Below are 23,966 nucleotides of genomic sequence, written 5' to 3' on the forward strand. Positions count from 1 at the left end.
CCTTTGCGGTGGGCAACTGCCTGTCGCCCTTTTCTTCATGCTGATTTCCATTATCAATACGTCCCACCACCCGCTGCCCGAGTACCAAACGGCCCACGCGGCCGGAATGGACGTGCGCGCCAACCTCACGGAACCGGTTACGTTGAAGCCCCTGCAACGCGCCCTCATCCCAACCGGCTTGCAACTCGAACTTCCGGTAGGCTACGAAATGCAGGTACGCCCCCGCAGTGGCTTGGCTTATAAGCACGGCATCAGCATTGTGAACAGCCCCGGCACCATCGACGCGGACTACCGCGGCGAGCTAAAAGTGCTGCTCGTGAATCTGTCGGACCAAGACTTCGTAGTGCAGGATGGGGAGCGTATTGCGCAGCTAGTGGTGGCCCGCCACGAAACCGTGGAGTGGCAGCCCGTAACGGTGCTGAGCGAAACCTCCCGCGGCACGGGCGGCTACGGCAGCACAGGCGTACATTGAAAACACCCCGGCCTACCGGTTTCTTTAACTTTCTTACTTCTTATGAGCCGCTCCTGCGCCGCTCCTACCCCCTAACTTCAACCTCTACCTTTCACTAGTTCTTTTGTATGAAAATCATCGTTCCGATGGCTGGCATGGGTAAGCGCATGCGCCCCCACACTCTTACCGTTCCTAAGCCCCTGATTCCGATTGCCGGCAAACCTATCGTACAGCGGCTGGTGGAAGACATTGCCAAAGTATGCGGGGAGCAGGTTGAAGAAGTAGCCTTCATTATCGGCCGCTTTGGGGCAGAGGTGGAAAAGAGCTTGGTGCGGATTGCCGAATCGGTAGGCGCTAAGGGCACTATTCACTACCAGGACGAGCCGCTGGGCACGGCCCACGCTATTCTGTGCGCGCAGTCGGCCCTGGATGGTCCGGTGGTAGTAGCCTTCGCCGATACGCTCTTCAAGGCCGATTTCATTCTGGACTCTTCTGCCGAAGGCACCATCTGGGTGCAGCGCGTGGATGACCCCAAACCGTTTGGCGTGGTGAAGCTTAACGAAGAAGGCCAGATTACCGACTTCGTGGAAAAACCCGAAACCTTCGTGTCAGATTTGGCCATCATCGGCATCTACTACTTTAAGGATGGCGAGTACCTGCGCAGCGAGCTGCAGTATTTGCTCGACAACGATATCAAGGACAAGGGCGAGTTCCAACTTACCAATGCCCTGGAGAACATGAAAAACAAAGGCACGAAGTTCGTGCCCGGCCGCGTAACCGAGTGGCTCGACTGCGGCAACAAGGATGCCACCGTGTACACCAACCAGCGCTACCTGGAATACTTGCAGGAGCGCGGCGAAAACCTAGTAGCTGAATCGGCCCAGGTGACGAACTCGGTGCTGATTCCACCGGTATATATCGGGGAAGGCGTTATTATTACCGATTCGGTGGTAGGTCCGCACGTCTCCTTAGGCAACCATACTAACGTGCGCGCGTCCATCGTTTCTAACTCCATCGTGCAGCAATCGGCCACGGTGCTGCATACCAACCTGACCAACTCCATGGTGGGCAGCCACGCAACCGTAGCCAGCGCACCGCATGATCTGAGCCTGGGTGACTACAACACGCTGCGCGTGTGATATTTTTGCGTCTCCTGACGTTTCAGTGGCGCGGACCTTTGCCGGGGCCGTCGTGTTGAGGTTAGGTTTCCTCATTTCCAAACCGCGGCGGCAAAGGTCCGCGCTACTGTTTTCATGAGTCGATTTAGGTTTATTTCCGTATTGCTGTTGGGCCTGCTGGCCGGGCCGATTTATGCCCAGCAGCAGGCCCCACCAGCTACTGGGGCGGCCGCGGAGAAAAAGCCCCGCAAGCTCACGCGCAAGGAGCGCAAAGAGTTGGCCCGCCGGGCGGCCTTAGATGCCGCCGCCCAGCAAAAGCGCCCGCTCTCGGAAAAGGACCGCGAGATAAGCGAAGCGTATTTCGTGGATGGAGTCCGGTTTGTGCTGCTGGAAGACTACAACAAAGCGTTGGAGCGCTTGCTGAAGGCCTACGCCCTCAACCCCACCAATGCGGCCGTTAACTACAAGATTGCCGAAACCAACCTGCTTAGCGGCAACTTGCAGGACGCCACCAATTTTGCGCAGGCGGCGGTGAAGCTGGACCCGCAAAACGCCTATTATTACTTGCTATTGGCTCAGATTTACGCTTCTCAGAAGCAATACGACCAAGCCATTGCCACCTACAATACCCTGATTAAGCAGGTGCCCAACTCGGGCTACTACCTCTTCAATCTGGCCGACCTCTACATTGCCCAAGGCAAGCTCAACGAGGCCCTGGCGGCTTTCGACCAGGCCGAAAAACAGTTTGGCCCCCTGGATGAGGTATCGTTTAAGAAGCAGCAGATCTACCTCAAGCAAAACAACCTCGATAAAGCCCTTCAGGAAGGTGAAGTGCTCATTGCTGCTAACCCCGACGAGGTGCGGTATGTGCTGGCGCAGGCGCAGATGTACGCGGCCAACAACCGCTTTCCGGACGCTATCCGGGTGGCGCAGCAGGCCCTGAAGCAGGACCCCGATAATCCGAGGGCCCGCATGATTCTGGCCGACGTGTACCGTCAGCAGAACAACCCGCAGGAGTCGGAAAGGCAGATTAAGCTGGCCTTTGAAAGCCCGGCCCTGGACGTGGACGATAAAGTGCGCATTCTGGTCGACTACATCAAGCAGCTTCCCAACCCGGCACTGAATCAGACGGCTCAAGACTTGGCAGCTATTACTACCCGCGTCCATCCCCGCGAGGCCAAAGCTTTTTCTATTGCCGGCGACATTCAGACTGTAACGGGCAACCGGCCTGCCGCCCGCACCAACTACCTCAAGGCTATTCAGTTAGACAACTCCCGCTACCAGATCTGGCAGCAGGTAGTCCTTATTGATGCCGAGTTGAACCAGGTTGACTCGCTGCTGACCCACACGGAGCAGGCCCTGGAGCTGTTTCCTAACCAGGCCCCGCTGTGGTTCTACAATGGGGTAGGCCACCAGCTGAAAAAGCAGCCCACCAAAGCTATCAAGTCCTTAGAGTACGGCCGTAAGCTGGCTACCGATAACCCGGAGCTACTGGCCCAGTTTGATACCCAGCTCGGCGACGTGTACCACGAGCTGAAGGAGTACGCCAAGTCGGATGCGGCCTACGAGGCGGCTCTGACCTTTGATGCCAACAACGCGCAGGCTCTCAACAACTACAGCTACTACCTTTCCCTGCGGGGTGAGAAGCTGGACAAAGCCAAGGAAATGTCGGGCAAACTGGTAAAGCAGAACCCTGACAACGACACCTACCTGGATACTTATGGGTGGGTGCTGTACCGCCTGAAAGATTATACCGGAGCCCGGCAGCAGCTGGAAAAGGCTCTGAAAACCACCTCCGACGCCACCGTAGTAGAGCACTATGGTGACGTACTTTACCAACTGGGCGAGGCTGACAAGGCCTTGGCCGAGTGGCAGAAAGCCAAGAAAATAGGCGGTGCTTCCCCGCTCATCGACCGGAAGATTAAAGACAAAAAACTCTATGAGTAACCGCCTCCTGCTGGCGCTGCTGGGCGCCACGCTGATGTTGGGTAGCTGCAACCGCAAATTGCTCTCCATTAGCTCCAAAGCCCCCAAAGCGGCGGCTCCTGTGCCGGAATCGGTGCGGGCGACCAACGTTGACTTTCGCTTTCTGGCGGCCAAGGGCAAGGCGCAGTTTGATCAGCAGAGTGGCAACATCAATGTGCGCATCCGTAAGGACAGCGTTATCTGGATTTCAGCTTCCTTAATTGGGGTAGAAGGCGGGCGCATTTACATTACCCGCGACTCGGTGCAAGTGCTGGACAAGCTGCACCGCGAGTATTACGCCGGCGACTTTGCCTACCTGAGCCAGCGCCTGAACGTGCCCGTTACCTTCGACATGGTGCAGGCCCTGCTACTGGGTAACTACCTTGCGCCCGTCGACGCCGCTACCCAGCCCAGCGTGACCACGGAAGGACCCATGCAGCGCGTGAACTATGAGCAGGCGGGCTTGCTGGTGCAGCAACTCGTGAACCTAGAGCGCGGACGCATTCAGCAGCTGCAGGTACAGGCCCCGGCCAACCAGAATAAGCTAACGGTTGATTACACCGATTTCCGCACGCTGGAGCGCAATCCAACGCCGTTCGCCCACAGCAGCCTGGTGCAGATTCAGCAGGGTACGGCGCCACCGGCTACGCTTACTATTACCTACCGCTCCGTAGACATTGATAAGGAGCGGCTGCAATTCCCCTTCTCGGTACCTAAGGGTTATGCGCGGAAAAAGTAACGGCTGGCTGCTGGCCTTCTGCTGGCTCTTCGTGCTGGGTATTACCGAAGGTACGTGGGCTCAGGGCAGCAGCTCCGGCAAGCGCAAAACCAAAGTACAGCTGGAGCGGGAGCGGCGCCTTACGCTCCAGCGCATCAAAGAAGCTAGCCGCATTCTGGAACAAACCCAGCAGCAGAAGCAGGCTTCCGTGGGCCAGCTCAACGCGCTGAAAGAAAAGCTGACGGTACAACAGGGTGTTATCAAGAACATCAGCAATGAGCTGCGCTACCTGGAAACCGACGTTCGGCAGACCGAAAACCAGGTGCAGCAAACCCGCCAGAGCCTGGAGCAGCTTAAGGCAGAGTATGCCCGCCTGATTTACACTGGCTCCAAAACTGCCAACGGCTATAACCGGGTGATGTTTCTGTTCGCCTCGGAGTCGTTCAACCAGTTCATGCTGCGCCTGCGCTACATCCGGCAGTACACGGAGGTGCGCAAGGCCCAAGCCGCGCAAATCAGCCACACGCAGCAGCGCCTGAGCACCCAGCTAACTGGCCTGAAAGAAAAGCAGGAGCAAAAAGGCACCTTGCTCAGCAGCCAGCTTTCGGAGAAGAAAAACCTGCTGACCCTGAAAACCCAACAGGACCAGGTGGTCACCAAGCTTACTCAGCAGGAGGAAAACCTCCGGCAGGAGCTAGCCGCCCGTCAACAGGCTGTCAGCCGCCTTGATAACCTTATTGCGCAACGCGTGCGGGAAGAAATTGCCCGGGCTGCCCGGCTGGCGGCCCGCCGAGCGGCGGCCAAGGCGGCGGCGGAGAGGGCCAGCGCCGCCGCGGCTACCTCCCCTTCCCGCAGTCCGGGCGCTACCTCACGCACCAGCAGCACAGCCGCTACGGAAGCAGCAGCTGAAGCCGCCGCCGAGCGGGTAGACCGCGTAACAATGACTCCGGAAGGTGCTGAGCTGGCCGCTTCCTTTCACGATAACCGGGGCCGGCTACCCTGGCCCGTGGGGCGAGGCTTCATCAGCCAACATTTCGGCCGGCATAACCACCCTGTTTTGAAAAACGTAGTTGTGGAAAACCGCGGCGTCGATATTCAAACCAACGCCGGCGAACCAGTACGAGCTGTGTTTAGCGGCAAGGTACTCACCGTAGCCAGTGTACCGGGCATGAACACCATTGTGATGGTACAACACGGCGACTACTTCACGGTGTATGCTAAGCTGCGCAGCGTTAGCGTCAGCGAAGGCCAAACGGTTAGCGCCCGCCAAACCATTGGCACCGTTTCCACCGACGCCGAAGGCACCTCGGAAGTGCAGTTTCAGGTGTGGCACAACAGCTCTAACCTCAACCCCGAAAACTGGCTGGGCCGCAAGTAAAAGCAGCGCTCCACAGTTGGGCAACAAGCGGGAGTAGGGGCGTAAACGCTAATACGGGCCATTGCCCAGCGGAGAGGGGCAAAAAAAACACCGCACAGCATGCGGTGTCTTTCTGAGCTATGAAAACAAACTTAGCTATCAGAATCCCTCCCCCGAATACCATCTGGTAGCGAGCTACCAGCGCCAGCCGGGGTAATTCCCGATAACATGGCGAAAGATACTGTGGCCGGTATATCAGCCCCCTGCAAATTCGCCGAATGGGTTTTTTCTCTCGGTGAAGAGAAGCTTTCCGAAGGCTCGCGCACTGGTCGAGCTTAGATTAGGTTCAGCCGACTCAACAGGGCAGCTTTATAGGAATTGCCGATGGGAACCGGCAGTACGCTGGCTGCCTGCTCCAGACTACGGCCGGCTTCTACAATTACCGCGTCGTTTTCAATGGCGATGATCCGGTCGAGCCGCACAATATATTTCCGGTGTACCCGCGCGAAGTCACGCAGGGGCAGCTTGGCTTCCAACTCCTTCATGGTGCTGTACACCGTGTACCGCTCCCGGCCCGAGTAGATATTGACGTAGTCGCCGAGGGCTTCCACATACCGGATATCCGACGTGTTTACGCGCAGCAATCGGTGGTCCTGCTTGATAAAGATTTCATTCTGGCCGCCGTTGAGGTAAAGCGATTCAGCCGTATCGTTGGCCATGCGAAGTAGTCCTTCCAACTTATGTTTTTCTTCTTGTAGCTGCAGGCGCGCACGCCGCAATTCTAGGTGCGACACCACTTCCCGCGCCAGAATGCGCAGGGCATCGCGTTGTTCCTCGGTAAGGCGCCGTGGTACCGTGTCAATGGTACAGATTGTTCCCAGAGCCTGGCCTTCCGGGGTAATTAGTGGGGCTCCGGCATAAAAGCGAATATTGGGCTCCCCCGTCACTAAGGCATTCTGCTGAAACAGCGGGTTGAGGGTAGCGTCCTCTACTTCGTACACATTATTTGATAGAATAGCGTGCTGACAGAAGGCTAAGTCGCGGGAGGTGCTTTGAATCTCCAGGCCCAGCTTCGCTTTAAACCATTGCCGCTCGGCATCCAGTAGCGAGACCAGAGAGATAGGTGTACCACAGATGTAGGCAGCCAGCCGGACCAAATCATCAAAGGCCGTTTCCGGTGGAGTGTCTAAGATGTGGTAGTTGCGCAGAGCTTCCAGACGAGCGGCTTCGTCCGAGCGACGAGTCGAGGATTTTGCTGTTCGCTCTGGGGTAGATAGGATGGAAGACATGGGCGGAGGAGCAGGTAAGAAAGCAGCAGCAGGGGATATTCAAACGTAAACTACCTTCCAAGTAGGGCATATCCTCGCGCATTCCTGGCACCGAAACGCCGAGTAGCAGTATTTACCGGCTTAAGAAGTCTATCCACTGGCTAAATATTTCATAAACATTCCGGCTGCAAAGCCAAACTAGCCGCTTATCCTTCAGCTAACGCGCCGCCAAGGAACTGATTTTGAAATTATGCGGTACCTTTACCAATCCCGATGCGTACAAGGCTGCGTATACGTAGCTTTGCCACACCATAATTCGGCCTAACGGCTTTTTCCTATGCATTTTGCCACCCTCCTGCTCGGAATCGGTAATTTCGGCGGCACTGAACTGCTCCTCATCGGCTTAGCTATCATCTTATTGTTCGGCGCCAAGCGCATTCCGGAGCTGTTCCGGGGCATGGGCCAGGGCATCCGGGAGTTCAAGGACGCCTCCAAAGAAGAGAAGCCCGAGTTCCGGGACCAGTCGGTTAACCCCAATGACCCCACGGCGCCCCGCCGCTAATCTCGCGTAGCCATGACTAGTCCTCTCTTTCTGTTCCTGGGTGACCTCGGCGGTGGTGAGCTTATGCTCATCATGGTGGTTATCCTGATTTTCTTCGGGGCCAACAAAATTCCGGAGTTGGCTCGGGGCCTGGGTAAAGGTATCCGGGAGTTCAAAGACGCCTCGCGGGAAATCCGGAGCGAAATTGAAAACGCCGATCGGCCCCAGCAGCCCTACCAGCAGCAGTTCAATCAGCAGCCGTACCAGCAGCCAGTTGAGCAGCAACCTTACCACTCAAGCCACCCGGTAACCGATGCCCCGGCCGTTACGCCGGTAGCTCCGCCCATGGATGGCGGCATTACTCCTCCGGTTGCTCCTACCCCTACTGAGGAGCGGCCGCGCCTTGACCAGACGCACTAAGTAGTAAGCACTAGGTAGTAGGATCCGAGAAGCTGGTAACCGCAGTCTTACTACCTGCTGCTGTGTCCGAAGTACTTACTCCAAACTTTTCCTCGTCTTGAGACGCTTTAACTCCCTCACGGAAGTTCGCCACGAGCTGACGGCAGGCACTACGTCCTGCCGTCAGCTCGTGGAGTATTATCTGGATAACATCCGCCGCAAAGAAAATCTGAACGCCTTCCTGGAAGTGTGGCCTGAAGAAGCGCTGGCCCAAGCCGATGCCGTAGATGCCAAATTGGCCGCAGGTACGGCCGGTAAGCTGGCCGGCATGGTTATCGGACTGAAGGATGTACTGGCGTACGAGGGCCACGCGCTGCAAAGCAGCAGCCACATTCTCGACGGCTTTAAGTCGCTGTTTACCGGTACGGCCGTGCAGCGCCTGCTCGACGAGGATGCCATTCTGATCGGGCGGCAGAACTGCGACGAGTTTGCTATGGGCGCCTCCAACGAAACGTCGTACTTCGGGCCGGCCCGGAATGAAATTGACCCGGAGCGCGTGCCGGGCGGCTCCTCCGGGGGCTCTGCCGTGGCCGTGCAGGCCGATTTGTGCCTGGCCTCCATTGGCTCCGACACGGGCGGCTCGGTGCGGCAGCCTGCGGCGTTCTGCGGCATTGTGGGCTTTAAGCCCACGTACTCGCGAATCTCGCGCTACGGTCTGGTTGCCTACGCTTCTTCCTTCGACCAGATTGGTACCCTTACCCGTTCGGTAGAGGACGCTGCCCTGCTGCTGGAAGTAATGGCCGGCCCCGATAACTTCGATAGCACAGCCAGCCAGCGCGAGGTACCTGCCTACAGTCAGCATCTGGCCCCGGCGCCACACTACCGGATTGGCTACATTCAGGATTGCCTGGAGCGGCCCGGTCTGAACCCCGAAATTAAGGCGGCTACCGAGCGGGCTCTGGACCAGCTGCGCGGGCAGGGCCATGTGGTAGAAGCCGTGGAGTTCCCCTACCTCGACTTCATTGTACCAACGTATTATATTCTGACTACGGCTGAGGCCAGCTCCAACCTGAGCCGCTACGATGGGGTGAAGTTTGGCTACCGTGCCCCGGACGCCACCGACCTGGAGTCGCTCTACAAGAAAACCCGGGCCCAGGGGTTTGGCCCCGAGGTGCAGCGCCGGATTCTGCTGGGCACCTTCGTGCTGAGTGCCAGCTACTACGATGCCTACTACACGAAAGCACAGCGGGTACGGCGCCTGATTAAGGAGAAAACCGACGAGCTACTACGCGAGTACGACTTCCTGGTGCTGCCGACCACGCCAACTACGGCCTTCCGCATTGGCGACGTAAATAAAGATACTTTGGCCATGTACTTGGCCGACATCTTCACGGTGCAGGCTTCCCTGGCGGGCGTACCGGCCATTTCAGTGCCGGCCGGCACCGATTCGCAGGGCCTGCCCATTGGCCTGCAGATTCTGAGCGGCGCATTCCGCGAAGAACACCTGCTGGCCTTTGCCAATTCCCTCACCGAAACCCTGACGCCGGCTCTGGCTTAAGCTAACAGCCCCGCGTACACCCCCGGAGCAGCCCTCCGGTCTTGGCTGATAACTGCCGCGCATGTGGGCAGTTCCGCACCCGGACCGGTCGGTAGCTCCGGGGTTCTTATTCAGGCTGGGGCTGGTATTTTTACCAATCCGTGTTATTTTTGAAGATGTGCCATGCTGAGGCACACCGTTTTGAGGTGCGAGGCTTACAGGCCAGTTTACCAGTGCGTATGAAGAAAAAGTTGCTGCGGGCTGCCGTTCCCTTGTTGGTTGCTGTTTCGGTGACGCGCCCCGTTCTGGCACAGACTCGGCCCGAGCTGCCACCCGCTCCTGCTGACGACACGCTGCGCGTGAACCTGCAGCTGCTACCCGATTCGCTGGTAGCGGCCCCCGCCCCGATCGACTCGGCCAAGCTGGCTTGGCGGCGCACTCCGCCGGAGCTGCGCGACTTGGTGGGGGACCGGATCGGCTGCTTTGAGACGGATGTTCCGCATGCCTTCAACTCGTCGGTAATGGCCTTTGTGCGCCTGTTTACGGAGCGGCAGCGCGGCTATACTCAGCGGGTGCTGGAGCGCGAGAACCTGTATTTTCCGCTTTTCGAGAAGTACCTGGCCAAGTACAATCTGCCTACCGATTTGAAATACCTAGCTGTGGTGGAGTCAGCGCTGATTCCGACAGCTAAGTCGCGGGTGGGTGCTACCGGCCTCTGGCAGTTTATGGGGCCTACGGCCAACGACCTGCGCCTACGCCGCGACGAGTGGGTAGATGAGCGCATGAACCCCGAAAAGGCCACGGAGGCGGCTTGTAAGCACCTGCGCTACCTATACGGCGTATTTCACGACTGGGAAATGGTGCTGGCCGCCTACAACTGGGGGGCCGGCAACATGCAGAAAGTAGTACGGCGCACGGGTAAAAAGACCTACTGGGAGGTGCACCCCAACCTGCCAGCCGAAACGCGTAACTACGTGCCTACTTTCACGGCCATTATGTACGCTATGAAGTATGCCCAGCAGCACCAGTTGCACTCCCCTACCCTGCGCTACCAGTACGCCGAGCCCCTGGATACCCTGCAGCTGGGTGGCCGGGCTTTCGACCTGACACGCCTGGCCCAGGCCTGTGGCTACTCCGATTCTCTGGCGCTGGTGCGGCTGAACCCGGAGCTGCGCAAGCCGTGGCTCCCGCAGGGCTACCGCCCCTACGCCGTGCAACTGCCCGTGGCAGCGCGCCCGGCCCTGGCGCTGGTAGACCGGGAAACCCTGTTTACCTACTGCCGCCCCCTGGCAGAACTGCCGCAGCCACTGGTGCCCCGGCCGGTGCCGCTGGCGGGCGTGGAACCCTTTCCCACGCGCAGCTTGGCAACTGAAGCTGCGCAGCGAGACCGTGGTGCGGCCACAGCGCCCCACTACCGTCGCGTACGCCACACGGTGAAGCGCGGCGAAACAGTGGCATCCGTGGCCGAGCAGTATGCCGTAAGCGCAGCCCAAGTGCGACGCTGGAATAACCTTGCCAAGAAAGCCAGCCTGACGCCGCGCCGCCAACTGGTGCTGTTCCTGCCCGTAGCACCCAGCCAAGCGGCCGCGCCTGCCAGCACTACCCTTGTGGCAGCGACACGGCCAGCATCAGGAGTAGATTCCCGCGCAGTTCCGGCACTAAAGCCCCAACCAGTGGCTACCTCCTCTTCGGAAGATAGTACCCCTACCCCCGTTCGCACGTCCGCTGCTCGCGGCGCAGTGGCTTCCGGTCGGGGCGTGCGTGCCACCGCCGCGCCGCAACTAACCGAACCGGATGATTCCGTGCCTACAACCTATGTAGTACGGCGAGGCGACTTTCTGGAGAAGGTAGCTCGCACCCACGGTCTTACGGTGGCGCAGCTGATGGCCCGCAATAATCTGACTTCGGAAGCTTTGACGCCGGGCCAGAAGCTCAGCTTGGAGGTCACCTCGGGCACTGACCTCGCCGCTGCCACACGCGCGGCCGCAGAGGCTGCGCAGGAGCCCATCCGGCGAACTGCCCGGACTACCGCAAAGCCCGCCTTGCCCAGCCCGCAGGTGCATTTGGTGCAGCCCGGCGATACGCTCTACAATATCTCCCGACGCTACCAGGGCCTGACCGTCGAGAAGCTGCGGGAGCTTAACCACCTCCAATCCGACGAAGTAAAGCCCGGGCAAAAGCTCATTGTGAAGAGCTAAACCCAGAGCCGTAGGTAGCAACCAAGAAGCGCAGAAGAATTTCTGCGCTTTTTTTATTTCTGTCTTTCAGATGAATACCTATTTTTTTCTACCCGTCCCAAATACCGGGAACTATTTTAAGAAAAGCTGGCACGGCGCTTGGCATAACTATACTACGCTCCTTTCATTCGCTCTATTCCTTCCCAATCATGCTAAAACCCGTACGTATCCTGCCTACCTTCTTTATCCTAGCTCTAACTGCCAGCTGCCAGAAAGACAAGGAAATGCCAGAGCCTACCGTGGCCCCGCCGGTGCAAGAAGCCAACGTCAGCTTTACCTACACGTATCCGGGCGAAAACAAAGGCCAGACCTTTCTGGCTTACGCGCCCACTGGCAAACTTTCCTCCGACAAGCTCACGCTGGTATTTGAAAAAGAAGCCCGCCCCAACGGGCTCGGTACTGAAGAGCGGGTTGACTTTCTCCTGCCTAAAAGCAAGCATAAGAATGGGCTAGTCGGCATGTATACCCTCTCTTCGCAGCCCGACCCAGGGCAGGGTGATATGCTGGTGACTTATGAGCGGCCGCCGTATGCGCCGGGCGTATTCCTCAACAAGTACTCCGGCAATACGCACGTAGTTGAGGGCAGCTTCATCATTACGGAGTATAACGTCGGCCGTCAGCTCATCAGCGGCTCTTACATCTTCACTATCCGAAACACCAAAGATCCTTATGTGTATCTGGCTACTGGTTCGGGGGCGGACGTTCGGCGTGACTGTACTATTAAAGGCTACGGCACGTTCAAGGAAATTCCGCTTCTATAAGTATCCCCCGGTCCGCTACCTATTTATATCCTTGCACAGAAATGCGTTTTACATCCCGCCTTGTTTTGTTGGCAATTCCGGCCACTCCCCCGGCTTCCTGCGGTTGTGACTAGGAAACGAAGGACCCACAGCCGATAGTTTCCGCCAGCCCGGCTGAACTACCCGTGCTCCATGAAGTGCTCTACACTCTACCCCACCGCGTGTACCCGCAACAGTAGTCTGTGCTACAACTAAGAAACCTTGCCGGGTGCCGCCGTGCTTGAAGAGCACAGGCTTTACCCGAACTTTGTTCTACCCCAGGACGTGGACCGAATGAATTTTGCGGTACCTCGGGCTTCGCTTACTTCAGGCATACTGGCGTGTAGCCGGCTGTTTGGACAGTCTACTTTCAGTGGGGTTGCCGCTGCCATGTGCTCTACTGCATCAACCTGGCCACGTCGCTGAGCGGCAGCTTCTACTACAGCCACCAGAACCAAAGGCAGGGCCAGCTTACGAGTACGACCTACGATGCTCCGCGCAGGCTCATCAGCGGCACCTACGAAATGCAGCTCAGCAACAGGCCCACTGAGGCTACCCTGCATTGCAATGGGAACGTAATCGAAACATTCAACCAGCCGAGCCGACACCGGCCTACCCGGTTGGGCGCCTCAAACCTTATCGTCGGGTTTGAGGCGTTTTTTCTATCCGGGCGGGGGCTCGTACCTTTGTCGCGGGTTGATTTTGCCCCATCCCGCTTTCTTGCCGTTTAAAGGAAGCTCCACCCTAGCATTGTAGCATGCTGAAAATAAACAAACAGGACGCGCTCAACTACCACGCTCAGAACCCAGCCGGTAAAATTGAGGTAGTACCCACGAAGCCCGTCAGCACCCAGCTGGATTTGGCCTTGGCCTACTCTCCGGGGGTAGCTGAGCCTTGCAAAGCCATTGCCGCCAACAAAGACGATGTCTACAAGTACACCGCCAAAGGCAACCTGGTAGGCGTTATCAGCAATGGCACCGCCGTGCTGGGGCTGGGCAACATTGGTCCCGATGCCTCCAAGCCGGTAATGGAAGGTAAAGGCGTGCTTTTCAAGAAGTTTGCGGGCATCGACTGCTTCGATATTGAAATTGATGCCACCGACCCCGAGGAGTTTATCCGCATCGTGAAGTCGCTGGAGCCCACGTTTGGCGGCATCAACCTAGAAGACATTAAAGCCCCCGAGTGCTTCCCGATTGAGACGGCCCTGCGCGAGCAGATGAACATTCCGCTCATGCACGACGACCAGCACGGCACGGCCATTATCTCGTCGGCCGCTTTGCTGAACGCCCTGGAGGTAGTTGGCAAGAAGATCGACGAAATTCGGGTGGTCGTTAGTGGCGCGGGGGCCGCGGCCATCAGCTGCCTGCGGCTGTACCTGGAGCTGGGGTTGAAGCGCGAAAACGTGGTGGTGTTCGACAAAGACGGCATCATTCATCCCCAGCGCACCGACCTGGCGGCCCTGCAGATGCAGTTTGCCACCGAGCGCCCCATTACTACCCTGGCCCAGGCCATGGAAGGAGCCGATTTTTTCTTGGGGCTTTCGGCAGCCAATGTGCTGGCGCCGGAACTCCTGCTGAAGATGGCGGCCAACCCGATTGTGTTTGCCCTAGCCAACCCCGATCCGGAAATTCCTTACGAAGTGGCCATGGCTACCCGCGAGGACATCATCATGGCAACGGGCCGCTCCGACCATCCGAACCAAGTAAACAACGTACTGGGCTTCCCTTACATCTTCCGGGGGGCGCTGGACGTGCGCGCCACGGAAATCAACGAGGCCATGAAGCTGGCCGCTGTGCACGCCCTGGCCGAGCTGGCCAAGGAGCCCGTGCCGGACATGGTAAACAAAGCCTACGGCGACAACACCCTGTCGTTCGGCCGCACCTACCTTATCCCGAAACCGCTTGACCCGCGCCTGATTACGACCGTAAGCCCGGCCGTAGCAAAAGCGGCCATGGAAAGCGGCGTAGCTCGCACCGAAATCGACGACTGGATGGCGTATGAGGACGAGCTGCGCGCCCGCCTCGGCGTGAACCAGAAGCTAATGAACCGCATTACCCAGGCGGCCCGCAGCAACCCCAAGCGCGTGGTATTTGCTGAGGGCGACACCTACAAAATCCTCAAGGCCGCGCAGATCCTGCACGACGAAGGCATTGCCCAGCCCATCCTGCTCGGCAACCGCGAAAAGATTGCGCGCATTGCCGCCGAAAACTCGCTGGACCTGGAAGGCTGCCAGATCATCGATATTCTGCAAGACGAAGCCAAGCGCGAGGAGTACGCCCAGAAGCTGTACGAAAAGCGCCAGCGCCGCGGTATTACGCTGTACGAAGGCCGCCGCCTGCTGCGCGAGCGGAACTACTTTGGCAGCATGATGCTGGAAACCGGCGAGGCCGATGCCTTTATTACCGGTCTGAGCAAAGACTACGGCAAGAGCATCGTGCCTTCCTTGCAGGTGATTGGGGTAGCCGAAGACGTAAAGCGCGTGGCCTCTATGTACATCATTCAGCACAAGAAAGGCCCCTTCTTCTTCGCCGATACTACCGTGAACATCGACCCTTCGGCCGAGGAAATGGTGGAAATCATTGGCCTGACTTCGCGCGCCGTAGAGTTCTTTGATGTGGAGCCGCGGGTAGGCGTTATCAGCTACTCCAACTTCGGCTCGAACCCCGGCGAGCTACCCGACAAAGCCCGCCGCGCCACTGAGCTGGCCAAGCAGCGCTACCCCGACTTGATTCTGGATGGTGAAATGCAGGCTAACACGGCCCTGAACCCGGAGCTGCTGCGCGAGCAGTACCCTTTCTCGCCCCTAGCCGACAAAGGCGGCGCCAACACGCTTATTTTCCCGAACGTGATTAGCGGCAACATTGCCTACAAAGTACTGCAGGAAATAGGGGGCGCCGAGGTTATCGGGCCGGTGCTCATGGGCATGCGCAAGCCAGTACACATTCTGCAGCTCGGCGCTTCCGTGCGCGAAATCGTGAACATGGCTGCCATTGCCGTGGTCGATGCGCAGCACCCGGAAGGTAAGGGGCTGTAGCCTTCTAAGTTCCTGATGTGCATAAGCCCCCACGCCTTCTGGCGCGGGGGCTTATGGTTTTATGACCTTTGCCACCCAAACTTTGATTCCGGGCAAATTCGCGCCAACTTGCCTGACACCTCGTCGATTCTTCCAGAATCGGCTAATCTGGTTAGAACGCCTAAGCTTATTGGCACAAAACTCCGGTTGGGGTTGTTCTGCCCGTTCTGACAACCTCTACTTCAACCACCCCGCATGATTGCCTACGTTGACGGTAAACTCGCTTATAAAGACCCCACTCAGGCCATTCTTGATGTAAATGGCATTGGCTACGAAATCAGAATTTCGTTGGCTACCTACTCCAAGCTGCCCGCCGACGGAGAAAAGGCCAAGCTCTACACCTACCAGCATATCAAGGAGGACGGGCAGGCCCTGTACGGCTTCCTGGACCCCAACGAAAAAGCGCTGTTCCTGCAACTGATTTCGGTGTCGGGCATTGGGCCAGGCACGGGCATTGTAATGGTATCGTCCATGTCGGTGGGCGAGATTCGGCAGGCTATTGTTAGCGAAGACGTGCGGGCTATCCAGGCCATCAAGGGGGTAGGCCCCAAAACGGCCCAGCGCGTGGTGCTGGAGCTGAAAGACAAGCTGCGCAAGGACGAGCTGCTGGCCAAAGCGGGTATTGATACGGTGCCGCTCGCCAAAGCGCACAATACCAGCCGCACAGAAGCGTTAGCCGCTCTGGTAACGCTGGGCTTTGCGCGGGCAGCGGCCGAGAAAACCCTCGACCAAATTCAGCACAAGCACGGTAACGACCTGAGCGTGGAGGAATTGATTAAATTCGCTCTTAAGTCTCATTAGAAGTGTAGGCTTGCTGCGGTTACTTCAGCCTGTTGGGCCCGGTGCATATACTGGGTCCTATGGGCGAAGCTCCGCAGTGGCTCCTACCCGAGTAGTATCCTCCGCCTTTCCCGACGATTATTGACGCTTGAATACCGGTAAGAAGTCCCTGGCTGCCTCCCTGGCGGCCGTAGTATCGTTGGTGGCCTGGTGGTCGCAGGCCAAGCCGGTGGGGGGCCTGGATACCCCATTTGCCATGCAGCAACTCTGGTCGGACTGGCTGCCCGCCACCGGCCCGAAATTCCGGCTCCCCGTTGCTGCTGATACGCCCCGTACGGATACCACCCGCTACCGGCCCAGCCAGCGGCCCCGCGTGGCCCCACAGGATCGGGTGGGTACGCCCTTTTCGCCCCAACGCCGCCGCTCGCCGCTGGTGCTACCTCTCCCCTCTAACGTACAACTCGATGTGCAGGCCGACGACAGCCTGAAAAATTTCGATGTGCGCGAAAAGCTTGGCTCCGACCTCGACTTCCGGGACCCGAGCCGCATGACGTTTGAGGAGTACTCGCGCTGGCAGCAGCAGCAGGCCGTGCGCAGCTACTTCCGCCAGCGTGCGGCCGGGGGCGTGGCCGGCGACGCCAACACGCCGCCTACCCAGCGCCTGATTCCGAAGATTTACCTGGGCCCCATGGCCGACCGGATTTTCGGGGGTAGCTACGTGGACATCCGGCCCCAGGGTGCTGTGACCCTGCGCATGGGCGCGCGCTTCAACCGCAACGAAAACCCGACCCTCACCCTGCGCCAGCAGCGCGTCGGCGACTTCCAGTACGACCAGAATCTCAACCTGAACCTGACCGGGCAGATTGGGGAAAAGCTGCGGCTGACATTTAACTACGACACCCGCGCGGCCTTCGATTTCGAGAACAACATGAAGCTCGATTACACGGGCTACGAAACCGATATCATCCGCAAGGTGGAGCTGGGCAACGTGAGCCTGCCCCTGAACAACTCCCTGATTACGGGCGGCCAGAACCTGTTCGGGGTGAAGGCGCAGTTTCAGTTCGGGCGCTTGGGCGTGACCACCATTGCCAGCACCCTGCGCGGGCAGGCCGACGAAATCCGGATTCAGAATGGGGGCCAGAGCCGGCAGTTTGAGCTGAAAGCCAGCCAGTACGAGCGGGACCGGCACTACTTTATCTCCCAGGCTTTCCGCGACCGGTACGATGCCGCCCTGCGTAATCTGCCCACGGTGCAGAGCGGGGTGGAAATCACCAACCTCGAAGTATACGTCACGAACGACAACCGCCAGAGTGACAACCTGCGCAACGTGGTGACGCTCATGGACCTGGGCGAGCCCAAGCGCCTCTACCGCCAGCGCTTCCAGAAGCCCGCCGGCCCGAACGCCCAGGCTGATAACAACGCCAATACTCTGTTCAGCCAGGTGCAGGCCGGGGGTACGGCCGCCCGCAGTGAGCTGGGCGTGGACGACTACCTGTCCGGGACGCTGGACCTGCAGCGCAACGTCGACTACGAGCACATCCGGGCCCGCAAGCTCGACCCGCGCGAGTACACCTACAACGCTCAGCTGGGCTACATCTCGCTAAACACCCAGCTATTGCCCGAGCAGGTGCTGGGCGTGTCCTACCAGTACATCACCAACGGCAAGCAGACCCCGAACCAGGTGGGGGAGCTGGTGAAGGATTACGGCTCCCGCAATCAGGATGAGGTGATCTTCCTGAAGATGCTGAAGGCTACCAACCCCGGCGTGGGCCTGGCCGACCCCAGCCAGAACCCCAGCAACGAAAACCTGCTGACGCGCAACCTGCCGACCTGGGATTTGATGATGAAAAACATCTATCCCCTGAACGCCTCCCAGCTAAACCGCGACAATTTCCAGCTTCAGATCATCTACAAGGATGACGTGACGGGGGTGGATTTGATTTCGCTTAAGGAAGGCCAGCGCATTGCCAACCGCCCCCTGATTGAGGTGCTCAACCTCGACAATGTAAACCCCAACAACGACCGGAACCCCGACGGTAACTTCGACTTCTTCCCCGGCATCACCATTGACACGGAGCTGGGCAAAATCATTTTCCCGGAGGTGCAGCCCTTCGGCAACTACCTCGCGGCCCAGTTCGACACGGCTACCTCCACCACGGAGCGGGAGTTGGCCCGCAGGTACGTGTACCGCGAGCTGTACACCCAGGTGCAGAGCGACGCCCAGCAGCGCCAGGAAAAGGACAAGTTCTTCCTGCGCGGCCGCTTCCAGGCTACCTCCACCGACGAGATTAACCTGCCCGGCATTGGCATTGCCGAGGGCTCGGTGCGGGTGCGGGCCGGTAGCACCCTGCTGCAGGAGGGCGTCGACTACCAGGTATTCTACGACCAGGCCAAGGTGAAAATCCTGAACCCGAGCTACCTCAACTCGGCCAACGAGCTGCGGGTAGAGTTCGAGAAAAACGCCCTGGTGCAGGTGCAGCCGCGCAAGCTGCTGGGCGCCCGCTTCGACTATCGGGTGTCGCCGGACCTGAACTTTGGGGCCACGGTGCTGCACTTGCGCGAAAACCAGGCCCCGGGCATCAACCGCGTGAACATCGGCGACGAGCCGGGCAACAACACCATCTACGGCTTCGACGTGAACATGCGCCGGGAGTCGCGGGCCCTGACCAAGTACCTGGACATGCTACCCCTGATTTCGACCAAGGAAATTTCCTCGGTGGCTTTCAGCGGGGAGTTTGCCCAGTTGCTGCCGGGCCAGTCGAAGCTCGGCAACGACGAAAGCGGGGGCGAGAACGGGGTGTCCTACCTCGACGACTTTGAAAACGCCCGCACGCCCTACACCCTGGGCGGCATCAACTCAGCCACTACCTGGCGACTGGCGGCCACGCCCGCGCCCCTGGGCGGCACGGTGCAGGGCCTGGAGGCGGGCTACCGCCGCGCCAAGCTGGCCTGGTACACCGTGGACCAAACCTACTACACCAACGGCCAAAGCAAGCCCCAGAACATTGGGGTAGGCGACCTGAAAAACCACTACGTGCGCGGCATCAAGCGCACGGAAATCTTCCCAAACCGGGACGTGGGCACCACGGGCAACTCCTTCGAGACGACGTTTGACCTGGCCTACTTCCCCGAGGAGCGCGGCCAGTACAACTACACGCCCAACGTGGACCCCTCGGACCCGCGCCGCTTCTCAGCGGCGGCCAACTCGGCGGCGGCCCGCCGGGCCCGCTACGGCGGTATTTCCCGCGAAATCACCTTCGACACGGACTTCGACAACGCCAACGTGGAGTACCTGGAGTTCTGGATGATGGACCCCTTCATCCAGAGCACGAAGGACAACAACGTGATTGACGACGGCCGGACCCAGACCCGGGCCTCGGACAACACCACCGGCGGCGACCTGTACATCAACCTGGGCTCGGTTTCCGAGGACGTGCTCAAGGACAACAACCGCTACGAGTTCGAGAACGGCCTACCCGTGGACGAGGCCAACCTCACCCAGGACACCAACCCTACCCCCTACGGCCGGGTGTCGCGCCAGCCTTTCCTGACCGACGCCTTCAATGCTACCCCCGGCGCCCGGGCCCGCCAAGACGTGGGCCTCGACGGGGTGAACGACGCCGAGGAACGGACGCTGACCGGTGCCCCGGCCGTGTACGGCTCGGTGCCAGACCCGGCGGCCGACAACTTCCGCCACCACCTCGACCCCAGCTACGACCAGGCCGACGCCAAGATTCTGGCCCGCTACAAGGACTTCAATGGTCTGGAAGGCAACTCGCCCGAGGGCAGCCAGCTCAGCTCTACCCCCTTCCCCGACAAGGAAGACCTGAACCGGGACAACGTGCTCACGGACACGGAGCGCTACTACGAGTACCGCATGCAGCTGCGCCCCGACCAGATGCAGGTAGGCCAGAACTTTATCGTGGACAAAATCACGAACAAGATTTCGGACTCCGACGGGGATGAGGTCAGCTGGTACCAGTTCCGGATTCCGGTGCGCCAGCCCACGGGCGTTGTGGGGGCCATTCAGGGGCAGGACTTCGGCTTCAAGTCGATTCGCTTCCTGCGCATGTACCTCACGCAGTGGGACCGGCCGGTGGTGCTGCGCCTGGTGCAGCCCCAGTTTGTGGCCAACCAGTGGCGCCGCTACCTCACCAAAATTGCCGACCCCACCCAGGTTATCATCGGCCCCGACACCGACGCCGATGCCTTCAACATCTCCACCGTGAGCATTGAGGAAAACGGCCCGGCTACTACGGTAGGCACCGATGCCATTCCATACGTGCTGCCGCCCAACATCCGCCGCGACCGGGAGTACGGCTCCAGCACCGTGAACCGCCAGCAGAACGAGCAGAGCCTGCGCCTGGTGGTGGAAGGCCTGCGCGACGGCTTCGCCAAGGCGGCCTACAAAAACGTAAGCCTGAGCCTGCTGCGCTACAAAAAGCTCAAGCTGTTTCTGCACGCCGAAGACCCTAGCGGCACCACCCGCGACGAGCAGCTACGCGGCTTCGTGCGCATCGGTACCGACTACACCCAGAACTACTATGAGTACTCCCGCCCGCTGATTCTGACCAAGCCTGGCCAGAGCAAAGTAGAAGAGGTATGGCCCGAGGCCAACCGCATCGACCTGAGGCTCCAGGACTTTATCGACGCCAAAGCCCGGCGCAACCAGCAGGCCCTCAACAGCGCCGACTACACCAAGCCCTTCGTGGTGACGCTGCCCGACAAGTCTACGATTACCATCGTGGGCAACCCCGACCTGTCGGCGGTGCAGGGCGCCATGATTGGCATTCTGAACCCCCGCGACGACAACGCCAGCAAGAACCTCACGCTGTGGGCCGATGAGCTGCGCGTATCGGAGTTTGACACCGAAAACGGCTGGGCCGCTACCGCCCGCTTCAACGCCAAGCTGGCCGACATTGCCAACATCACGGCCACGGGCAGCTACGTAACTACCGGCTTCGGGAGCCTCCAGGACCGGGCGCAGCAACGCTCCCTCGACAACATTGCCCGCGGCGACGTGAATGCCACCGTGGCGGCCGAGAAGTTCTTCCCCGAGAAGCTGGGCCTGCGGGTACCGGTGCTGCTGCAGGCCGGCATGGAAAGCCGCGCCCCCAAGTACGACCCCCTGGACCCGGACACCAAGCTGACCCAGTCGCTGGAGAAGTTTGACTCCAACGAGGAAAAGGCTGCCTACCGCCGGGAGGTAGTGGACCAGACCAGCCAGCGCAGCATTTCCCTGCTCAACGTGCGCAAGGAGCGCACCAACCCCGAGAAGAAAGTCCGGCCCTACGACATCGAAAACTTCGCCCTGAGCTACTCGCTCACGGAGCGCCTGCACACCGACGTGCGCACCGACCGGGACTACACCCGCACCTACACCGGGGCCCTGGCCTACGTGTACCAGACGACTCCGCGCAACTACACGCCCCTGGCCAAGGTAAAGGCCTTCGACTCGCCCTACCTGAAAATGCTGCAGGAAGTGAACTTCACGCCCCTGCCTTCGCGCTTCTCCTTCCGCGCCGACCTGGACCGCCGCTACAACGAGCGGTTCCTGCAGCGCACCCTGGAGCCCGGCCAAGTCCCCGTGACGGATGGTATTCCGGGCGTGTTCCAGAAGTCGTTCTTCTTTAACCGCATCTATGATCTGCGCTGGGACCTGACCAAGGCCCTGGCTCTGGACTACACGGCCACCAACCGGGCCGTAGTGGATGAGGGAGCTGGCCGCAGCATCGGCGACGACGCCGTGGCCCAGCAGAACCGCGAACTGCTGCGCCGCAACCTGCTGCGCGGCGGCCGCACCACCAACTTCAACCAGACGGTAGCCGTGACCTACCGCCTACCCCTGGACAAGTTCCCGCTCACCGACTGGCTGTCGGCCGATGCGCGCTACGCGGCCAACTACACCTGGCAGGCGGCGTCCACGGCCCTGCGCGCCCCCCTGCACCCGGGCAACCCTGCCGACACTACCACGGGCCGGCTGAACCTGGGCAACACCATCCAGAACAACGGGGAGCTAAGCGCCAACGGCCGCATTGACTTGGTGAAGCTTTACAACAAGGTGCGCTTCCTTAACATCATCAATAATGCCCCGCCGCCCCAGCCCCGCGCCCAGGCCGGCGCGGACAACCCCCGCGACGCCCGCGCCGGCCTGGCCCGCCGCGTGCAGAACGGCACGCCCGGCGCCCCCGATGCCACCGCCGCGGCCGACTCCAGCCAGGGCCCACAGCTGCGCGCCTTGAAAGCCGTGCTTCGTTCCCTGATGACGGCCCGCTCCCTGAACTTCACCTACACCCGCTCCAACGGCACCCTGCTCCCAGGCTATCTGCCCGGCACCCGCTTCTTCGGCCTCAACAGCAGCTTCGATGCGCCCGGCGTGCCCTTCGTGCTGGGCCGGCAGTACGACCTCGACGGCCTGTACGAGCGGGCCTACCGCCGGGGCTGGTACACCGACAGCAGCCAGTACCTGAATACGCCGCTCAGCTCCCTGCTCACCGAGGCCCTGACTCTGCGTACTACCTTAGAGCCCTTCCGCGACTTCACGATTCAGCTGGATGCCCGCCGTAACCTGGTCCGGAACCGGGAGGTGTTCTACCGCCTGCAGGTGGACACGGTGACGCTGACGCCCATCCCCGGGCTGGCCCCGCAGTCGAGCAACGCCCTGGGCTCGGGCACGTTCAGCACCTCGTTTATTTCCATCCAGACCCTGTTCGGGGACTTAAGCAACCGGGGCGAAACCTCGCGGGCCTTCCAGCGCTTTATTGATAACCGCGTGTTTGTGCAGGAGCGGCTGGCGGCCGACAACCAGAACGTGGACCAGACCAACGGCCGCCGCGGCACCTACAGCTACAACTCCCAGGATGTGCTGCTGCCGGCTTTCCTGGATGCCTACCGCGGTAAGTCTTCGGGCGGCTACAAGTCCAAGAAGTTCAACCCGTTTGCCGTCTTGCCCATTCCCAACTGGAACATTGCCTACAACGGCCTGGCCGAGCTGCCTTTCATGCAGCGCTACTTCCGCTCCATCACGCTCAGCCACGTCTACAACTCCAGCTACAATATCAACGGCTACACCACCAACGCCTCCTACAACCGGGAGCCCGGCGGCCTGCCCGACCGGGTGAACCTCTCGAACAACCAGTACGTGCCCTACTACATCATCGGGCAGGTAACCATTGCCGAGCGGCTGGCCCCCCTCATTGGCCTGCGCTTCCAGACCACCGGCCGCCTCACTGGCAACCTGGAGTACCGCATTGACCGCAACATTGGGCTGAACACTACCAACGCCCAGGTAACGGAGTTGCACTCCACGGAAATGATTATCGGGGCGGGCTTTGCCACCAACCGCCTGAAGTTGCCCTTCCGCTTCGGGGGTGAGCAGCGCGTACTGCGCAACGAGCTGAACGCCCGCCTCGACCTGAGCATCCGCGACAACTTCACCATTCAGCGCACCATTCTCGACGTAGTAGACCCCGGTGGAACTGCGCCTACCTCGCGGGGCCGGGCCTCCAGCCAGGTTACCAACGGCACCCGCCAGGTGCAGCTGCGCCCCACCGTCGACTACGTACTGAACCAGCGCCTGAACCTGCAGTTCTTCTTTACTCAAAACATTACGGCTCCGCGGGTGCAGAACGCCTTCCGCAACACGGCCACCGAAGGGGGCGTGCAGCTGCGTTACAGCCTCTCGCAATAGCGGTGAACTAGTGAGATAGTGAAAGGGTGAGTTTGCTGTTCGGTTGGCGCTAG

General features: G+C 59.8%; 14 protein-coding genes. 13 read left to right on the plus strand and 1 reads right to left on the minus strand.

Annotated elements, in window-relative coordinates:
• Nucleotides 1–37: 37 nt before the first annotated feature.
• From dut to K3G63_RS12955, 5 genes are all read left to right on the plus strand, one after another.
• On the plus strand, nt 38–472 hold the full coding sequence (gene dut / locus K3G63_RS12935; protein WP_220614519.1) for a dUTP diphosphatase: 435 nt from the start codon (nt 38–40) through the stop codon (nt 470–472).
• 107 nt (nt 473–579) lie between these two features.
• Complete coding sequence (locus tag K3G63_RS12940; protein ID WP_220614520.1) at nt 580–1,590, plus strand: sugar phosphate nucleotidyltransferase; 1,011 nt, start codon at nt 580–582, stop codon at nt 1,588–1,590.
• A 114-nt stretch (nt 1,591–1,704) separates the two neighbouring features.
• Nucleotides 1,705–3,516: a tetratricopeptide repeat protein gene (locus K3G63_RS12945; RefSeq protein ID WP_220614521.1), complete on the plus strand. Its 1,812-nt coding sequence runs from the start codon at nt 1,705–1,707 to the stop codon at nt 3,514–3,516.
• A complete protein-coding gene (locus K3G63_RS12950; protein WP_220614522.1) occupies nt 3,509–4,273 on the plus strand; it encodes a DUF4292 domain-containing protein in 765 nt (254 codons plus the stop codon). Before K3G63_RS12945 ends, K3G63_RS12950 begins: the two co-directional genes overlap by 8 nt.
• On the plus strand, nt 4,257–5,630 hold the full coding sequence (locus K3G63_RS12955; protein ID WP_220614523.1) for a murein hydrolase activator EnvC: 1,374 nt from the start codon (nt 4,257–4,259) through the stop codon (nt 5,628–5,630). Before K3G63_RS12950 ends, K3G63_RS12955 begins: the two co-directional genes overlap by 17 nt.
• Nucleotides 5,631–5,944: 314 nt before the next feature.
• Here the strand turns inward: K3G63_RS12955 and K3G63_RS12960 are convergent, their stop codons facing one another.
• Entirely contained in the window at nt 5,945–6,898 is a 954-nt protein-coding gene (locus K3G63_RS12960; RefSeq protein WP_220614524.1) for a GAF domain-containing DNA-binding protein, read from the minus strand.
• A gap of 316 nt (nt 6,899–7,214) precedes the next feature.
• On the opposite strand from K3G63_RS12960, the gene K3G63_RS12965 reads away from it, so the two are divergent.
• The 8 genes from K3G63_RS12965 (at nt 7,215) to sprA (ending at nt 23,913) form a co-directional block, all read left to right on the plus strand.
• On the plus strand, nt 7,215–7,439 hold the full coding sequence (locus K3G63_RS12965; RefSeq protein WP_220614525.1) for a twin-arginine translocase TatA/TatE family subunit: 225 nt from the start codon (nt 7,215–7,217) through the stop codon (nt 7,437–7,439).
• A 12-nt stretch (nt 7,440–7,451) separates the two neighbouring features.
• A complete protein-coding gene (tatA, locus tag K3G63_RS23070) occupies nt 7,452–7,838 on the plus strand; it encodes a twin-arginine translocase TatA/TatE family subunit (RefSeq protein WP_220614526.1) in 387 nt (128 codons plus the stop codon).
• Between the two features lie 97 nt (nt 7,839–7,935).
• Nucleotides 7,936–9,375 carry an Asp-tRNA(Asn)/Glu-tRNA(Gln) amidotransferase subunit GatA gene (gene gatA, locus K3G63_RS12975; protein ID WP_220614527.1) on the plus strand — a complete coding sequence of 480 codons (1,440 nt, stop codon included), beginning with the start codon at nt 7,936–7,938 and terminating at the stop codon, nt 9,373–9,375.
• A 218-nt stretch (nt 9,376–9,593) separates the two neighbouring features.
• A complete protein-coding gene (locus tag K3G63_RS12980) occupies nt 9,594–11,552 on the plus strand; it encodes a LysM peptidoglycan-binding domain-containing protein (RefSeq protein ID WP_220614528.1) in 1,959 nt (652 codons plus the stop codon).
• 188 nt (nt 11,553–11,740) lie between these two features.
• The gene (locus tag K3G63_RS12985) at nt 11,741–12,352 is read left to right on the plus strand and encodes a hypothetical protein (protein WP_220614529.1); all 612 of its coding nucleotides are present in this window, start codon (nt 11,741–11,743) and stop codon (nt 12,350–12,352) included.
• Nucleotides 12,353–13,127: 775 nt separating this feature from the next.
• Entirely contained in the window at nt 13,128–15,404 is a 2,277-nt protein-coding gene (locus tag K3G63_RS12990) for an NADP-dependent malic enzyme (protein ID WP_220614530.1), read from the plus strand.
• Between the two features lie 234 nt (nt 15,405–15,638).
• Entirely contained in the window at nt 15,639–16,244 is a 606-nt protein-coding gene (gene ruvA, locus K3G63_RS12995) for a Holliday junction branch migration protein RuvA (protein ID WP_220614531.1), read from the plus strand.
• A 127-nt stretch (nt 16,245–16,371) separates the two neighbouring features.
• On the plus strand, nt 16,372–23,913 hold the full coding sequence (sprA, locus tag K3G63_RS13000) for a cell surface protein SprA (RefSeq protein ID WP_259404434.1): 7,542 nt from the start codon (nt 16,372–16,374) through the stop codon (nt 23,911–23,913).
• Nucleotides 23,914–23,966 lie beyond the last annotated feature (53 nt).

Source organism: Hymenobacter sp. HSC-4F20 (genome assembly GCF_019599275.1).
In the GTDB taxonomy this organism is placed as follows: domain Bacteria; phylum Bacteroidota; class Bacteroidia; order Cytophagales; family Hymenobacteraceae; genus Hymenobacter.

Bases quoted from the DNA above. Each gene is read 5' to 3' on its own strand.
- dut (WP_220614519.1), top strand. From the start codon at position 38: ATGCTGATTTCCATTATCAATACGTCCCACCACCCGCTGCCCGAGTAC.
- K3G63_RS12940 (WP_220614520.1), top strand. From the start codon at position 580: ATGAAAATCATCGTTCCGATGGCTGGCATGGGTAAGCGCATGCGCCCC.
- K3G63_RS12945 (WP_220614521.1), top strand. From the start codon at position 1,705: ATGAGTCGATTTAGGTTTATTTCCGTATTGCTGTTGGGCCTGCTGGCC.
- K3G63_RS12950 (WP_220614522.1), top strand. From the start codon at position 3,509: ATGAGTAACCGCCTCCTGCTGGCGCTGCTGGGCGCCACGCTGATGTTG.
- K3G63_RS12955 (WP_220614523.1), top strand. From the start codon at position 4,257: ATGCGCGGAAAAAGTAACGGCTGGCTGCTGGCCTTCTGCTGGCTCTTC.
- K3G63_RS12960 (WP_220614524.1), bottom strand. From the start codon at position 6,898: ATGTCTTCCATCCTATCTACCCCAGAGCGAACAGCAAAATCCTCGACT.
- K3G63_RS12965 (WP_220614525.1), top strand. From the start codon at position 7,215: ATGCATTTTGCCACCCTCCTGCTCGGAATCGGTAATTTCGGCGGCACT.
- tatA (WP_220614526.1), top strand. From the start codon at position 7,452: ATGACTAGTCCTCTCTTTCTGTTCCTGGGTGACCTCGGCGGTGGTGAG.
- K3G63_RS12980 (WP_220614528.1), top strand. From the start codon at position 9,594: ATGAAGAAAAAGTTGCTGCGGGCTGCCGTTCCCTTGTTGGTTGCTGTT.
- K3G63_RS12985 (WP_220614529.1), top strand. From the start codon at position 11,741: ATGCTAAAACCCGTACGTATCCTGCCTACCTTCTTTATCCTAGCTCTA.
- K3G63_RS12990 (WP_220614530.1), top strand. From the start codon at position 13,128: ATGCTGAAAATAAACAAACAGGACGCGCTCAACTACCACGCTCAGAAC.
- ruvA (WP_220614531.1), top strand. From the start codon at position 15,639: ATGATTGCCTACGTTGACGGTAAACTCGCTTATAAAGACCCCACTCAG.